The 13,934-nt window shown below is 66.6% G+C and carries 15 protein-coding genes; 9 read left to right on the forward strand and 6 right to left on the reverse strand.

All coding sequences use genetic code 11. From position 1 onward, the window contains the following. Positions 1 to 28: 28 nt before the first annotated feature. The gene (locus tag P8R42_01245) at positions 29 to 2,008 is read left to right on the forward strand and encodes a glycoside hydrolase family 3 N-terminal domain-containing protein (GenBank protein MDG2303271.1); all 1,980 of its coding nucleotides are present in this window, start codon (positions 29 to 31) and stop codon (positions 2,006 to 2,008) included. Positions 2,009 to 2,036: 28 nt separating this feature from the next. Further along, positions 2,037 to 2,912, forward strand: a complete 876-nt coding sequence (locus P8R42_01250) for an aldo/keto reductase (protein MDG2303272.1) — start codon at positions 2,037 to 2,039, stop codon at positions 2,910 to 2,912. Positions 2,913 to 2,926: 14 nt separating this feature from the next. Here P8R42_01250 and P8R42_01255 read toward each other — a convergent pair whose 3' ends face one another. Further along, positions 2,927 to 4,276: a phosphotransferase family protein gene (locus P8R42_01255; protein MDG2303273.1), complete on the reverse strand. Its 1,350-nt coding sequence runs from the start codon at positions 4,274 to 4,276 to the stop codon at positions 2,927 to 2,929. A 96-nt stretch (positions 4,277 to 4,372) separates the two neighbouring features. On the opposite strand from P8R42_01255, the gene P8R42_01260 reads away from it, so the two are divergent. The 3 genes from P8R42_01260 (at position 4,373) to P8R42_01270 (ending at position 5,902) form a co-directional block, all read left to right on the forward strand. Continuing rightward, positions 4,373 to 4,642: a DUF4976 domain-containing protein gene (locus P8R42_01260; GenBank protein ID MDG2303274.1), complete on the forward strand. Its 270-nt coding sequence runs from the start codon at positions 4,373 to 4,375 to the stop codon at positions 4,640 to 4,642. Then, complete coding sequence (locus tag P8R42_01265) at positions 4,639 to 4,857, forward strand: hypothetical protein (GenBank protein MDG2303275.1); 219 nt, start codon at positions 4,639 to 4,641, stop codon at positions 4,855 to 4,857. The genes P8R42_01260 and P8R42_01265 overlap by 4 nt, the downstream gene beginning before the upstream one ends. Before the next feature lie 208 nt (positions 4,858 to 5,065). Beyond that, positions 5,066 to 5,902 (forward strand): SDR family oxidoreductase, encoded by an 837-nt coding sequence (locus P8R42_01270; GenBank protein ID MDG2303276.1) that lies wholly within the window; start codon positions 5,066 to 5,068, stop codon positions 5,900 to 5,902. Between the two features lie 12 nt (positions 5,903 to 5,914). On the opposite strand, the gene arfB is transcribed toward P8R42_01270, so the two are convergent. The 3 genes from arfB to P8R42_01285 form a co-directional block, all read right to left on the reverse strand. Further along, entirely contained in the window at positions 5,915 to 6,337 is a 423-nt protein-coding gene (arfB, locus tag P8R42_01275) for an alternative ribosome rescue aminoacyl-tRNA hydrolase ArfB (protein MDG2303277.1), read from the reverse strand. A 4-nt stretch (positions 6,338 to 6,341) separates the two neighbouring features. Next, entirely contained in the window at positions 6,342 to 6,752 is a 411-nt protein-coding gene (locus tag P8R42_01280) for a hypothetical protein (GenBank protein MDG2303278.1), read from the reverse strand. A 94-nt stretch (positions 6,753 to 6,846) separates the two neighbouring features. Then, positions 6,847 to 7,752 carry an SDR family NAD(P)-dependent oxidoreductase gene (locus P8R42_01285; GenBank protein MDG2303279.1) on the reverse strand — a complete coding sequence of 302 codons (906 nt, stop codon included), beginning with the start codon at positions 7,750 to 7,752 and terminating at the stop codon, positions 6,847 to 6,849. 211 nt (positions 7,753 to 7,963) lie between these two features. On the opposite strand from P8R42_01285, the gene P8R42_01290 reads away from it, so the two are divergent. Further along, positions 7,964 to 8,827, forward strand: a complete 864-nt coding sequence (locus P8R42_01290; GenBank protein ID MDG2303280.1) for a hypothetical protein — start codon at positions 7,964 to 7,966, stop codon at positions 8,825 to 8,827. A gap of 31 nt (positions 8,828 to 8,858) precedes the next feature. Beyond that, positions 8,859 to 10,253: a GDSL-type esterase/lipase family protein gene (locus P8R42_01295; GenBank protein ID MDG2303281.1), complete on the forward strand. Its 1,395-nt coding sequence runs from the start codon at positions 8,859 to 8,861 to the stop codon at positions 10,251 to 10,253. A 125-nt stretch (positions 10,254 to 10,378) separates the two neighbouring features. Here P8R42_01295 and P8R42_01300 read toward each other — a convergent pair whose 3' ends face one another. Continuing rightward, complete coding sequence (locus P8R42_01300) at positions 10,379 to 10,837, reverse strand: hypothetical protein (GenBank protein MDG2303282.1); 459 nt, start codon at positions 10,835 to 10,837, stop codon at positions 10,379 to 10,381. Between P8R42_01300 and P8R42_01305 the strand changes: the two genes are divergently transcribed. Together P8R42_01305 and P8R42_01310 are read left to right on the forward strand one after the other, a co-directional pair. Further along, complete coding sequence (locus tag P8R42_01305) at positions 10,836 to 12,029, forward strand: galactokinase family protein (protein MDG2303283.1); 1,194 nt, start codon at positions 10,836 to 10,838, stop codon at positions 12,027 to 12,029. The two genes, P8R42_01300 and P8R42_01305, sit on opposite strands and share 2 nt — an antisense overlap. Further along, positions 12,026 to 12,772, forward strand: a complete 747-nt coding sequence (locus P8R42_01310) for a nucleotidyltransferase family protein (protein ID MDG2303284.1) — start codon at positions 12,026 to 12,028, stop codon at positions 12,770 to 12,772. Before P8R42_01305 ends, P8R42_01310 begins: the two co-directional genes overlap by 4 nt. 9 nt (positions 12,773 to 12,781) lie before the next feature. Here the strand turns inward: P8R42_01310 and P8R42_01315 are convergent, their stop codons facing one another. After that, positions 12,782 to 13,927: an acyl-CoA dehydrogenase family protein gene (locus P8R42_01315; protein MDG2303285.1), complete on the reverse strand. Its 1,146-nt coding sequence runs from the start codon at positions 13,925 to 13,927 to the stop codon at positions 12,782 to 12,784. Between the last annotated feature and the right edge of the window lie 7 nt (positions 13,928 to 13,934).

Consider the following 13,934-nt stretch of genomic DNA (forward strand, 5'->3'; position numbering starts at 1 on the left):
CCCCCATTGTGATCGTTCGCGGGGCGTCATGAAGATCCTTCGGAGAACCGTCCTCTCGATCTGCGCGGTGGTGGCGATCGTGCTCCTCGCGGTTACCGCCGTCGTCCTTCTTTCGGTCCGGCGAGACAGCGCGGCGCAGGAGACCCTGGGCCGGCTCGCACCCAAAATCGACACCGATGGGCGACGCGTCCGCGACCTCAACAAGAACGGCTCCGTCGACCCATACGAAGACCCCCGCGTCGCCACAGACCAACGCGTCGAGGACCTGGTCGGCCAGATGACGGTCGCCGAGAAGGTCGGCCTCATGCTCCAGCCTCCGATCTTCATGGAGCCCGACGGAAGCCTCAAAGACGGATGGGGCGGAGCTTTCATGCAGGGCTTCGGAACGGCTGAGGCCATAGCGGGCAGACAGATCCGACACTTCAACCTGAGGAACTCGTCCGACTGCGAGGCGATGGCCGAGTGGAACAACCGGCTTCAGGAGATGGCGGAACGAACCCGCCTCGGCATTCCTGTCACGATCAGCACCGACCCGCGTCACGGGGTCCGTGATGCGGGCGCCGTGACGTCCGTGGGCACCAAAGGCTTCTCACTCTGGCCCGAGCCCCTCGGCCTCGCCGCCACCCGAGACCGTGCCCTCGTGAAGCGCTTCGGGGAGATCGCGAACCAGGAGTACCGCGCGGTCGGAATTCGCACGGCGCTGCACCCCATGGCCGACCTCGCCACGGAGCCCCGCTGGGGCCGGGCGATCGGAACGTTCGGAGAAGACGTCGGACTCGTGTCGGAGATGGTCGTCGCCTACATCGATGGATTCCAGGGACCGGAGATCGGCAACGAGAGCGTGCTCTGCATGACCAAGCATTTTCCGGGCGGCGGGCCGCAGAAGGACGGGCTCGACGCCCACTTCAGCTACGGCGGGGACCAAGCGTATCCCGGCGACGCATTCGAAACGCACCTGATCCCGTTTGAAGCCGCGATCGCGGCGGGGACCGCGCAGATGATGCCCTACTACGGCGTACCGGTGGGCCAAACGAGCGAGGACGTCGCCATGGGATTCAACCGTGACGTCATCACCGGGCTGCTGCGCGATCGCTTCGGGTTCGACGGCGTGGTGTGCACGGACTGGCAGATCGTTGCGCCGAAGGGCGCCGGCCCGATCGAGGTCATCCATGCCCGCTCCTTCGGAGTCGACGACCTGTCGATTCCGCAGCGCTACCGCAAGGCGCTCGACGCGGGCGTCGATCAGTTCGGCGGAGAAGAGGATCCGGCGCCGCTGATCGGGTTGGTCGAGTCAGGCGCGCTCCCCGAGGAGCGCCTCGACACGTCGGTTCGTCGGATTCTCCGCGACCAGTTCCGGCTCGGCCTCTTCGACGACCCATACGTGGATGCGAGCGCAGCGGTCGAGATCTGCGACCAACCAGAGTTTCACGCCGCCGGCGCCGAAGCCCAACGCCGATCGATCGTGCTCCTACAAAACGACGAAGACCTCCAAGGCGACCCGCGCCTCCCCCTCGCACCCGAAACCCGCCTCTACATCGAGAACATCGACCCCTCCGTCGCGGCGCACTACGGGACCGTCGTCCCCACGCTCGACGAGGCCGACGTCGCGCTCATTCGCATGCAGACGCCGTGGGTCGAGCATCCACCGGAAACGATCGGAGACCGGATTTTCAACACGCTCTTCCATCAGGGCGACCTCGACTTCAAGGGGGAGACGCTGGAGCACCTCCAGACCGTCGCGCGCACGAAGCCGACGATCCTCGCGATCTACCTCGACCGCCCCGCCGTCCTCGCGGGCGTCGCCGAGTACACCGCCGGGATCCTCGGCCACTTCGGCGCGACCGACGAAGCCCTTCTCGACATTGCGTTCGGGCGCTCGACCCCCCGCGGCAAGCTTCCAATCGAGCTCCCCTCGTCGATGGAGGCGGTACGGGGGCAGAAGGAAGACCTCCCGCATGACTCGACCTCCCCTCTCTTCCCCTTCGGCTTCGGGCTTACCTACGACTAAACTCACCGTAACGAAACGGAGACCGGCCATGATCGAGAAAATCCCCTTCGGAAGCACCGGCCACCAGAGCACTCGCACGCTGTTCGGCGCTGCAGCCCTCGGGGGGATGCGGCAGGAGAAAGCCGACCAGGTGCTCGAAACCCTCCTCGCGCACGGCGTGAACCATATCGACACCGCCGCGTCCTACGGCGATGCGGAGCTCCGGATCCAGCCCTGGATGAAGACGCGACGTGCGGAGTTCTTCCTCGCGACGAAGACCGCAGAGCGGACCTACGATGGAGCCAAGGCGGGCCTCCACCGATCGCTCGAACGGCTGGGCGTCGAGCAGCTCGACCTCATCCAGATGCACAACCTCGTTGATGAGGACGGCTGGCGCACGGCGTTCGCCGCCGGCGGTGCACTCGAGGCTCTGACGCAGGCCCGCGACGAAGGCCTGGTGCGCTTCCTCGGCGTAACCGGCCATGGAACACGGGTCGCGGCGATGCACCTCCGCAGCCTCGAGCGTCACCCGTTCGATTCGGTTCTGCTCCCGTACAACTTCACCATGATGAGCCAGCCGGCGTACGCCGCGGACTTCGAGGCCCTGGTGTCCATCTGCGAGGCGAGCGGCGTCGCCGTGCAAACGATCAAGAGTATCGCCCGACGGCGCTGGACCGAGAACGCGGAGCGACGATTCAGCTGGTACGAGCCGCTCACCGAGCCCGATGCGATCGCCTGCGCCGTGCGCTGGGCGCTCGGCCGACCCGGGATCTTTCTCAACACCTCGAGCGACGCCCGCTTTCTCGAGACGGTTCTCGCCGCCGCGGCCGAGCTCGGCGAGCGGCCTACGGACGACGCGATGAGAGCGGAAACCGCTCGCGCGGGTGTCGAGCCCCTGTTCGTCCCCGGGCACGAAGGGATCTGAAGCCCCGCAGCAGTTCAGAGAAGCTGAACGCGAGCGCCTTCGATCTCGCGCATCGCGGGCGCGAGGAGCGCCTCTTCGCGCAGACACCGCCGCACGAAGTACCGCGCCAACTGGCCATCGAGTTCCGGCGGCGCCTCGAGCACGAAGGCCTCGAGCGCCACATCGGCATCTTGCCAAGACGACGGCCGCCGACCGAGTAGCGTCGCCACCTCGTCGAGATCCTCGGCCTCGAGTTGCGGCCCGTATCGCTCCGCCCGGCGTAGGTACTGCGCCACCCGCAGAGCGACGTCCAGGTCGTACGTTTCCCCGCGCCCCTCGCCGCCGAGCACGCCCGCGAGGAAGTCGTACGCTCCCGACCGACGGGTCGGCTTCGCATCCGGCAACGCCGGCGCCTCGATCTCGACGCCAGCTCGGTGCGCGATCAACTCGCACGGGATCCGCCCGTACACGAGGTACCAGCCGAGGAACTGCGCGAGGTTCGTGCCCTTCGGACAACCACGCACAATGGCCGCCACCGCCATCGGCGTCTGAAGCCCGAACCGAATCGTGTAGAAATCGAGCGCGGCGACGTCGAGGTCACAGCCCGTCTTCTGCGCGTAGCGCTCGAAACCCGGGCGGAGATCACCGAAGGGCTCCGAGAGATCGCGGGCGCGCAGCGCGCCCAGGTCCGCGAGGGGATCTCCAATGCACGCCAGCTCGAAGTCCAGCAGTGCCGTCACGCGAGCGCCATCGAAGATGAAGTTTCCGGAGTCCGCATGGAGACACGCCAACTGCGTGCGCTGAGGAAGATTGCGACGCACCCAGCGGATGCCGAACTCGATCATCGGTTCGGGCGCGGACTTGCGCGCACGGTAACCGCTCTCCCAACGCGCGAAGTCGCCCAGAGGAACCTCATCCGGCCGCGGCCGCTCGACACCGATGTCTTCGAAGCGCTTCACGTCGATGGCGTGCAGGTCGGCATAGAGGTCCATCAAGTGAGCGAGAACCGACGCGCGGTCTTCCGGGTCTTCATTCGTCGACAGGTCCGGACGACCGGGGATGGCGTCCATGAGGAAACCCCGCGGGTCCTCGCACAAACCGTAGACGTGGGGGACGAGGAGGCCCTCGGACTCGAGAACTTCAAAGACGGCGACCTCGTGCTCCAGTGGGTAGATGCCACTGCCGACCTCGCCGCGATCCCCGCGAAAATACAGAGGCAGGATCCGCCCGTCCCGCTCGACGTCGACAAACCACGCCGGACGCCAACGCTCCTGCCGCCGCGCGCGGACGATCCGACCACCCACGGTCTTCTCGATCCAGTCGAACGCCCGCTTCCACTCCGGGGCGAGCCCGTCTCGGTTCACCTCATCGTCGTCGTGCGCCATGCCGGTAAAGGTTGCCAGAAACGTCGAGCGGTCGCGAGCCCGGCACCCGTCCAGGTACCCCCCTGGTCAAGACACCTGACCATTTTACCTAATGTGATGCCATGGGCAGCCCCTCGTTTTCTGCGTCCGAGCCTCCTCGTCGTCCCGACGACGCACGCGCTCCGAACGGAGCGCTACAAGTACATTGAGTACGAAGGGCGCGATCCTGAACTCTACGACCTCTCGATCGACCCCGGCGAGTACACGAACCTGATCGGCACCGACGAAGGCGACGCGCTACTTCCCGCGCTCCGCGCGGAACTGCGGCAAACTCGAACCGCCGCCAAAGACGGGCGCCCGACGCCACGGGCCAAGAGCGGGTCGTGAACACCCTCCGTAAGATCTGCGCCGTCGCCCTCTTCCCGTCCATGGTCCTCGGCATCACCGCCACCTGCATCTGGTTGCTCGAGTCGGACCGGCGCGATTTGTTCAAGACGACCCAGCTCGCGACCATCAGCGCCGGCTTCATTCTCCTCTTCGCCCTCGAACGCCTCGCCCCCCACCGAGACCGATGGAACGACGGACGCGAACGGGACTTCTAGACCGATCTCTTCCACAACGGCTTCGGTGCGGTGACGTTTCCCGCGCGCCTGGCCGTCGCAATGGCCGACATGCCGGCCTTCCCCACCGGATTCGTCGGACAGCTCCTCTCTCCCTTCACCTGGCGCCGACTCGAAGCCGAGGGTGCGCCGGACGGCGGCTTTCTCGAGCATCTGGTAAAGGAGCCGCGTGAGCAGAGCAGGGGTAGACATGACGAACTACGTAGACGGCAAGACGATTCTCATCACAGGCGCGGCCGGCGGCTTCGGACGCTTGGTCGCCACGAAGACCGCCGCCCTCGGCGCCAACGTCGTCGGAGCCGACGTGAACGAGGCCGAACTTCAGGCCACCGTCCGCACGATCGCCGACGCAGGCGGCCAAGCCGAGGCCGTACCGACCGACGTCACGAGCCTGAGCCAGATGAGGGCCTTCGCCGCCAAGGCGGTCGAGCGCTTCGACGCTATCGACGTCATGGTGAACAACGCGGGCACGATGCCGCTGGCCCTGTACGCCGACCACGACGAAGCTGCGGCTGCCTGGGACAAGTGCATCGACATCAACTTGAAGGGGGTCCTGCACGGCATCATGGCCGTTCATGATCAGATGATCGCCCAACGCCGCGGCCACGTCGTGAACCTCTCCTCGATCTACGGCAACTACCCTGTAGCGGGCGCGGCGGTCTACGGCGCGACGAAGGCCGCGGTGAACGTGCTCTCCGAATCGCTGCGACAGGAGTCGCAGGGGCGCATCAAGGTCACGACCATCCGCCCGACCGGGGTTCCCGGCACCGCGCTCGGAGACGGCATCGTCAACCCAGCCGCTCTCGGTGGCATCCTGGGCGGGAACGAGGCCGCCTTCATGGACAAGGTCGGTACGGTCTTCGGCGAAACGCCCCCCGCCGAACTCGTGGACCCCGACAGCATCGAGTACTTCGCGCTGAGTCCGGAGATCCTCGCCGACCAGATCGTGTTTGCGATCAATCAGCCTTGGGGCGTTTCGATCAGTGACCTCACCGTGCGTGCGTCCGGCGACGGCTACGTGATCTAGTGCGAGTGCATTTCAGTCATCGTCGGAGTGACGCACCGGCTTGCGCTTCTGCTTTATCTTGCCGCGACGCTGCTTCGCATCGACCCGCCGAACTTTCGATGCGCGCGTAGGCTTCGTCGGACGACGTGGGCGCGGGCGGATCGTCGCCAACCGAACCAGCGCGACCAGTCGCTCGATTGCATCCGCGCGATTCCTGGCCTGCGTTCGGTACCGGCTCGCGTCGACCAGCACGATGCCGTCATCCGTCAACCGTGCCCCCTCGACCTTGGGAAGACGCGCGCGAACGGCCGCCGGTAGAGCGTGCGGATCGAAGCGAAGCTGCACGGCGGTGGCGAGCTTGTTCACGTTCTGCCCTCCCGGCCCCGAGGACCGGACGAAACTCTCCTCGATGTCGCTGTCATCGATCGACAGCGAGGGGCTCACGCGAATCTTCACCCCTTCAATCTAGCTTGAAGGCGGTGAGACCGCCGGTGTCGTTCGTCCAATCGCCCCACGCGACGAAAACCATCCCATCGACGACGACCGGCGCCGACTGCACCTGCGCCGGCAGACTCCAATGGCCGAGCACCGCTCCCGTCGCCGGATCCTGCGCGACGACGCCCGTCACCTCCACGGGGCTGCACGTCGGAAAGTCCGGGGCGGTGTTGTGGAAGCAAATTTCGATGTCACAGCCGGCCTCACCATCGAAGCAGCGAACCTCGCGGCCGATGCGCAGGGCCCGAGGGTGGTTGAGCGTGCGGCCGGGGGCCTCGAACTCCATCCAATCGTCCCGCGCGGGATCCCCGCCGCCGCGACCATCGCCGCGGCCGGATAGGCTGCGCGCAGCGGGAGGAGCAGCAGCATTCAGCACCCCGAACGACCCCCAGCCGACATTGCACGGGAAACCGTAGGATCCCAGGAAACCCGAGGCGGGGCCGTCAAGCTAAACCGCCCAGACAACGGCCTCAATTCCTAGGCCGGTCGAATGGATTCGGGTACTCGATTGCCGTCCGAAAGGCCCCCTCCATCTCGGAAAAAGCGGCTTCGGTGTCCCAGATACCCGTCGATGCGATGATCTCGCGCTCGACCGTGTGATTGGCAAACAGGCTGATTTTCCCGTTCCCCGCCCCGATCACCCGGCGGGTCAGCCACCCCGACGCTGCGCTGGCCAGGTACAAGACGGGCGGCACGACGTTCTCCGGGGCCATCCGCGCGTTCGAGGGGTCGTATTGGTTCAGGGCCTTGCCCCCACCGATCCCCATGGTCATCCGGGTGGTCGCGATCGGCCCGATGCAGTTGGCCGTGACTCCGTACCGTCCGAGGGAGTTTGCGCACGACATCGTGAGGCCGACGATCCCCATCTTGGCGGCCGCGTAGTTGGGCTGGCTCGGCGCTCCGTACAGACCGGCCCCCGACGTGAAGTTGATGAGGCGGTACTCTCCACCCTTGTTCTCACGCCAATGGGCCGACGCATGACGGGTGGTGTTGAACGTCCCGTTCAGGTGCACGTCGATGACCGCGCTCCAGTCCGCCTCGGTCATGTTGAAGATCATCTTGTCGCGAACGATGCCCGCGCTGTTCACGAGGATGTCCATTCGGCCGAACGCGTCGACCGCGGACCGAATGAGCTGCTCCGACGCCGCGTAGTCCGTGACGTCGGTGTGGTCCGCCCGGGCGACCCCTCCCGCGTCTCGGATCCGCGCGGCCACCTCATCCGCGGGCCCCTGGTCCACACCGTTGCCGTCCATCCCGACGCCGAGGTCGCTCACGACGACGCTCGCCCCCTCGGCCGCCAATCCCTCGGCGACGGCGGCACCAATTCCGCGTCCCGCTCCCGTTACGATCGCCACCCGCCCGTCCAGTCGTCCCATGGACGAAAACGTAGCCCACGCCTCCCCGTCCGGCCACGACCGCCCCCCTGCGACTCGGCCCGCCCGACGGCGAGACGCGAGCTGATGTGCACGACCGGGGCACGGGGGGGGGCTGTCGGCCGAAATCAGTCGAAGCTCCCAGTGCCGCCTCAGACCTGCAGGATGGTGGGGCCCCATTAAAGGCCCGGTCGCCAGCGCCCGAAAAACCTTCGTGACCGTTTTGCGCCTGCATTCATGGATCCTCGCCCTCGGCGTTGCGATCGCGATCGCGATCGCGCCGGCAGCTGAGGCCGAGGAGATTACAGAGGACATCGAAGCTGCGGGAGGAACCGCGCAGCGCAACCTCACCGCCAACCTGCCTCTGTTCAAGTCGATCGCCGGCGAGCGTCAGGACGAGCTTCCGCTCCCGGTCGGCGTGAACTTCGCCTACATGCACACCTGGGACAAGCTCGAGATCACGCGACTCGACGCGAGCCTGGGAGGTGCGACGATCCCAGTTCCTCCATCGGACTTGAGCGATGTCAAAGTGTCGACCGACAGCTTCACCGGCACAATCGACATCTGGATCCTGCCCTTCCTCGATCTGTACATGGTCGGTGGCTACAGCCAAGGCAACGCGGACATCACCGTCAGCATCCCGAATCTGCTTCCCCGACTCGACGTCGAAGTTCCCTACGAAGTGTGGACGTGGGGTGGCGGCGGCATCCTCACCGGCGGGTGGGACCGCTACATCGGCCTCGTGAACCTCACCTACACGGTGAGCAGCGTCGACGTGATCGACTCCAAGGTGGGCAGTCTGCTGGTGTCACCTCGAGTCGGCGTTCGCGCCGGCCACGACGGCATCGAGGGCGTCCTCATCGTCGGAGCGAACTACATGTCGATCTCTCAGAACGTCTTCGGCAGCTACGACCTCGGCCCGCTCGCGGTCGGATACGACCTCGACATCCGCGAGGCCGATGCGTGGAACGGCTCGATCGGGGTGAACATCGATTTCTGGAAACACCTGAACCTCCTCGTCGAGGGAGGTATCGGCACCCGCCGGTCCGTTCTAGCCTCGCTCATCGCGCGGTTCTGAGCCGCCGCCCCGGCGTGCTAGGGCGCTTGGGATGGCTGGGCCAGGAAGTCGCCCCACCCGGGCCCAACGCGCAGGTCTCGTCCTTCTCGGGCTCCTGCTTCCGCTGCTCCTCCTCGAGGTCGGCCTCCGCATCAGCGGGGCGTTCTGGACCCGGTCGCAGGACCGAGCGAACACCGCCCGGCTCGACGACGACGGCGCCATCCGCGTCCTGTGTCTCGGCGAGTCCACGACGGCCTACGGGTATCCGGCGGTCCTCGAGCGGATCCTGAACGAAGGACAGCCCGTACCTCCCTATCGCGTGTTCAACGAAGGCATCGCCGGAACTACGACCGACCAGATCCTCGAACGCCTCCCCGGCCTCCTCGATCGCTACGAGCCCGATGTCGTCGTCTCGATGATGGGGATTAACGACCCGAAGGACGCACCGGTCCGCGGTCTCGGCACGATGCTCTCGAGCCTGCGCGTGGTCGAGCTCTACCGGCTTCTGAGCGAACACCTCGGCGACCGCTGGTCGGGAATCGGCGGCGGTCCCGTCATGGCAGAGACTCCCGAGGCACCCGGCCTGCTCGCCGAAGCGGAGGACCGCCTCGGAGAGGGCGACCTTTCCGAGGCCCACGCTCTCGTCCGTCGAGCCACGGAAACCGCGCCGCGTTCCTACGACGCGTGGCGCCTGCGAATCCAGATCGAGGGCGCGCAGGGACTTCGCGACCGGAGCGCCCTTCTCGAGCCGGCGAACTCCGCTCTCGGCAAGCGACTCGCGGCGACACCAACCGACCTGGCCACGAGGCTCACCCTCGCCCGGCTCCATCTCGACGTTCGTGCCTACGACGAAACCCGCGCCCTCTTGCTCGATGCGCCTTCCCCCGCTCCGGAACATCAGCGATGGCGACGACTCCTCGCTGCCGCGTATGAGTTCCCTTCGCGCGAAGCAGCCCAACGTGCCGACTGGGACACAGCCGTGGCGGAGCTCGAAGCGGGGCTCGCCAAACTTCCGACCGACGCCACGCTGATCCGCGCCGAGTTCCGCGATCGCATCGCACGCAGCGAAGAGGCCCGCGGAGACTCGGCTGCAGCCGAACACCACACGACCGCCGCACGCGAGTTGCGCGGTCGGCTCGACCACTCGTTCACAGCGAGAAGCTACCGCACGCTCTACGACTCGCTTCGAGACCGCCGCGTGCAGCTCGTTGCCTCCCAGTACCCCGGCCGCTCGATCGACGAGGTGAAGGAGATGCTCGACGGTGCTCCGGACGTCGTCTTCGTGGACAACGCGGCTTCGTTCCGCGAGGCCATCGACCGTCATGGATTCTGGCGCGTCTACGAGGATGAGTTTGCAGGCGACTTCGGGCACATGACCGAGCTGGGCAAGGAGATCCTCGCCCGCCGCGTCGCCGACGGCGTTCGCGCCGCCGCGCCCCAGTCCTGAGCCCTCAACGATAGCAGGCCGCGTCGAGAGACGCGGCCTGCTGTCGTTGAATCCACGCCGAAGTCGAGAGGGGGGAGACCTGGCGCGGATCCATCGGGGGATGGAAGGGTGGGAAGGGAGGCGACTTACGGCGCGTCCTGGAGACCGCCGTTCGCGGAGTCCCAGTTGAACGTCTTGTCGCCATTGGTGTGGTCCGCAACAGCCGTGAAGAAGGTTCCGGCCGGTGTGACCGTGAGGTTCACGCCCGGGGATTGTGCGAACCCGGTGAGACTGGCCACGTCCGAGGTGTAGGCCGCGTTCGCTGCGACGTAGGCTTCCTGCGCCGTTGCCATGTTCCGGATGTCCGACGAAAAACGCGCGTTGAAGCCCTGGGCTCGGTAGGCCGAGAACTGCGAAATCGCGATTGCCGCGAGAATGCCGATGATGGCGACGAACACCAACAATTCGAGCAGCGTGCCAGCCGCCCCACGAATGACCCACTGCGTAAGCCGCGCCTGACTCACGAAGTCCGGATCGGCCCACGCCCGCGTGCCCCGTCGCGACCCAACGACTATGGAATCCTCAGACGGCCCGGACCCCCTCATGACCCTCTCCCTGGAAGAACGAGTCGAGCGCCTGCGTCAGCGGCTGCGCGACGAAACCGAGATAGGTGCGGGCGAAGCCAACGTCGTGGTCTCCCCGTATCGGATCTGCCCGATCGGGGCGCACGTCGACCATCAGGGCGGCCCCGTACTCGGCACGGCAATCGACGCCGGAACCCTCCTGGCATTCGCGCCGTCGGGGTCGTCGGCCTGCCGCCTCCAGAGCACCAACTTCGAGGGCCAGTACGAGACGGATCTGACGACGACCAAGAGCGCGCCGGAAGGCTGGGGCCGCTACTTCTGGGCGGCCGCCGCGACCCTAGGGACACGCACGCCCGCACCACTGCGCGGCATCGTCGGACGGGTCGAGGGCTCCCTGCCCGGCGGTGGGCTGAGTTCGTCGGCGTCGGTCGTACTGGCCTACCTCACGGCGATCGCCCATGAGAACGGGATCGAGCTCAGCCCTCAGGAGTTGGTGAACTTCGCGCGCCAGGCCGAGAACGAGTACGTGGGCGTGAAGTGCGGGATCCTCGACCCGGCCTGCATCGTGGCATCAAAGCGCGACCATCTCGTTTCGATCGACACCCTCCAGTGCGAGTTCGAACCGATCCCGGGGGAAAAGGCCGCTTCCCAGAGCACGTTCCTCGTCGCGTTCTCCGGGGTCGATCGCAATCTGCGCCATACCGGCTTCAACGACCGCGTCGATCAGTGCCACGAGGCCGCACGACACCTGGGGCAGCTATGCGGAAATGCGGCCGCGGAGAAGCTCGGCGACCACATCGACGCGGTATTCGAAGAGCATCTGGACGCCCTCCCCTCCACCCTGCAGAAGCGCGCACGGCACTTTTTCGAGGAGCGGCACCGAGTCCGAGCAGGCGTCGAAACGTGGCGTAACGGCGACCTCGAGGGATTCGGACGCCTCATGAGCGATTCGTGCCGGAGCTCGATCGAGAACTTCGAAGTCGGCTCTCCGGAGATCGGCGCCCTGCACGAGCTCATCTGCAGAACGCCCGGGGTCTACGGAGCGCGGTTCAGCGGTGCCGGGTTCGGCGGCTGTGTCGTGGGGCTCGTCGCCGCCGACCGCGCGCAGGAATGCCTCGAACGCATCGAACGCGAGTACCGCCGCCTCGCGCCCGAGCTCACCTCGGCGTACGTATTCCTCGCCCAAAGCCGCGACGGGCTGAACGTTCGATGAACATCCTCCTCCTCTGTGCGGGCTTCGGCACCCGCCTTGGTCCCGTCGCCAAGGGGCGACCCAAAGCCCTCCTCCCCATCGCGAAGAAACCGCTCGTCGAGCACCTCGTCGACCAGCTGGCGTCGACGGGTCTGGTCGACGACATCCACGTCGTCACGAACGCCCGCTTTGCCGACCAATTCGAAGAGTGGGCGACCAAGCTCCGAAACCGCGGACTGTCCGTCGTCGTCTCGAACGACGGCGCGACCGAGAATGAAAACCGACTTGGGGCCGTCGGCGACCTCGCCTTCGCCACCCACCGCAACGCTCTCCGCGGCCCCTTGCTCGTCGCGGCCGGCGACAATCTCTTCGACTTTCCCCTGGGCGACTTTCTTGGCGATCACGAGGCCAACCCGCGCACGCTCGTCGTCATGAAGCCCGAGTCCGACCCGGCGGCCCTTCGCCGTACCGGCGTCCCGGAGGTCGGGCCGGGAGGCCGCCTGCTGCGACTTCACGAAAAGCCGACCATCCCGCCGAGCCAGTACAGCTGCCCGGCGCTCTACATCTTCGAACCGCACGCGCTCACGCTACTCGACACGTTCCTCGCCGAAGCGCCGAACACGGATGCACCGGGCCATTTCATCTCATGGCTCGCAGAGCGCGACGCCGTGTTCACCCACGAGATGAAGGGCGACCGCCTCGACATAGGCGACCCCGAGGGATACCGCGCTGCGGAGGCGTGGCTCCTCTCGCGCAAACCCTAGTAGGGCCGCTCAGAGGAACGTGGTGTCGGTTTCCTGTCCGAGAAGAAGCCGACCCGTGAGTTCGTATGTGGTCGGTGCCACCATCATGTGCTGTGTCGCGACATGAACGTCGCGGAACACCCGCTGCAGTTTCGAGGCACGGTGCACCGACGAGCCGCCGCCCAACTCGTACATCCGGTCCACGGCCTCCGCCGCAGATCGAGTCGCCCACGTCGTGGCGAGCCGTAGATCGCGTTTGCGGTCGACGGGAATCGGTCCACCCGCGGCGGCCGCTTCCGACGCAGCCGCGACGGTCTCGAACAGGAACGCCCGCGCCGATCGTAGCCCCGCCTCCGCCTTCGCCACCTCACTCTGCGAGTGCGGCCGGTTCGCCAGGGGGCGAGTCGCTCCGGCCGGCGTCTTCGCACCCGCGAGGTCCACCAACTCGCGGATCGCGGAACGGGCCAGACCCATGGCGACACCGGCGATCCCGAGCGCGAGCAACGCAAAGTTCGGGAACTGATACAGTGGACGATCCAGCGGGCGATCGACCGAAAGAGCCACGGCCCGGCCGCCCGGCACGAACACATTCTCCATCGCGAAGTCCGTCGAGCCCGTGCCGCACAGCCCCGAGACGTCCCACGTATCGAAGAACGCAATGTCGACCGCCGGTGCGAGAAGCAGATGCGGAATCGGCGCTCCGCTCGGGGCGGCCACCATCGTCCCGTCTCGGATCACCCGACAGCCACCCATGACCCAGTCGGCGTTCTGCGAACCCGAGCCCCACTGCCATCGACCGTTCACCCGGAAGCCGTCGCCCTCGCCTACCGCCTCCCCTTGCGGCGCGAATACGCCGGCAAGAATTGTTTCCGGAGCGGCGAAGATGCATCGCGCTTCGGTTTCAGCCACGTACCCAAGCAGGCTCCCCGAGGTTGCGTAGATGAAGACACACCAGGCAGCGGACCCGTCGGCCTCCGCAAGAGCCTCTACAGTCTCCAACATCTGGGCGGGCGGTGCCTCGAGTCCACCGTAGGCCTCGGGGACCAGGAGTCGACAGAACCCCTCCTCCGCGAATCGGCGTGCCAGATCTTCGGGGAGCCGGCGGGCGGCTTCGATCTCGGCGGCACGGTCCCGCAGAATCGGGGCGAGTGAGCGAGCGGCAGCGACGGTATCCACGGATTCG

The sequence above is a fragment of the Candidatus Binatia bacterium genome (assembly GCA_029243485.1).
Classification (GTDB): domain Bacteria; phylum Desulfobacterota; class Binatia; order UBA12015; family UBA12015; genus VGTG01.

What these genes read in the sequence shown, in the direction of transcription:
- P8R42_01245 (MDG2303271.1), top strand. Translation starts at nt 29, where the DNA reads ATGAAGATCCTTCGGAGAACCGTCCTCTCGATCTGCGCGGTGGTGGCG.
- P8R42_01250 (MDG2303272.1), top strand. Translation starts at nt 2,037, where the DNA reads ATGATCGAGAAAATCCCCTTCGGAAGCACCGGCCACCAGAGCACTCGC.
- P8R42_01255 (MDG2303273.1), bottom strand. Translation starts at nt 4,276, where the DNA reads ATGGCGCACGACGACGATGAGGTGAACCGAGACGGGCTCGCCCCGGAG.
- P8R42_01260 (MDG2303274.1), top strand. Translation starts at nt 4,373, where the DNA reads ATGCCATGGGCAGCCCCTCGTTTTCTGCGTCCGAGCCTCCTCGTCGTC.
- P8R42_01270 (MDG2303276.1), top strand. Translation starts at nt 5,066, where the DNA reads ATGACGAACTACGTAGACGGCAAGACGATTCTCATCACAGGCGCGGCC.
- P8R42_01285 (MDG2303279.1), bottom strand. Translation starts at nt 7,752, where the DNA reads ATGGGACGACTGGACGGGCGGGTGGCGATCGTAACGGGAGCGGGACGC.
- P8R42_01295 (MDG2303281.1), top strand. Translation starts at nt 8,859, where the DNA reads ATGGCTGGGCCAGGAAGTCGCCCCACCCGGGCCCAACGCGCAGGTCTC.
- P8R42_01305 (MDG2303283.1), top strand. Translation starts at nt 10,836, where the DNA reads ATGACCCTCTCCCTGGAAGAACGAGTCGAGCGCCTGCGTCAGCGGCTG.
- P8R42_01300 (MDG2303282.1), bottom strand. Translation starts at nt 10,837, where the DNA reads ATGAGGGGGTCCGGGCCGTCTGAGGATTCCATAGTCGTTGGGTCGCGA.
- P8R42_01310 (MDG2303284.1), top strand. Translation starts at nt 12,026, where the DNA reads ATGAACATCCTCCTCCTCTGTGCGGGCTTCGGCACCCGCCTTGGTCCC.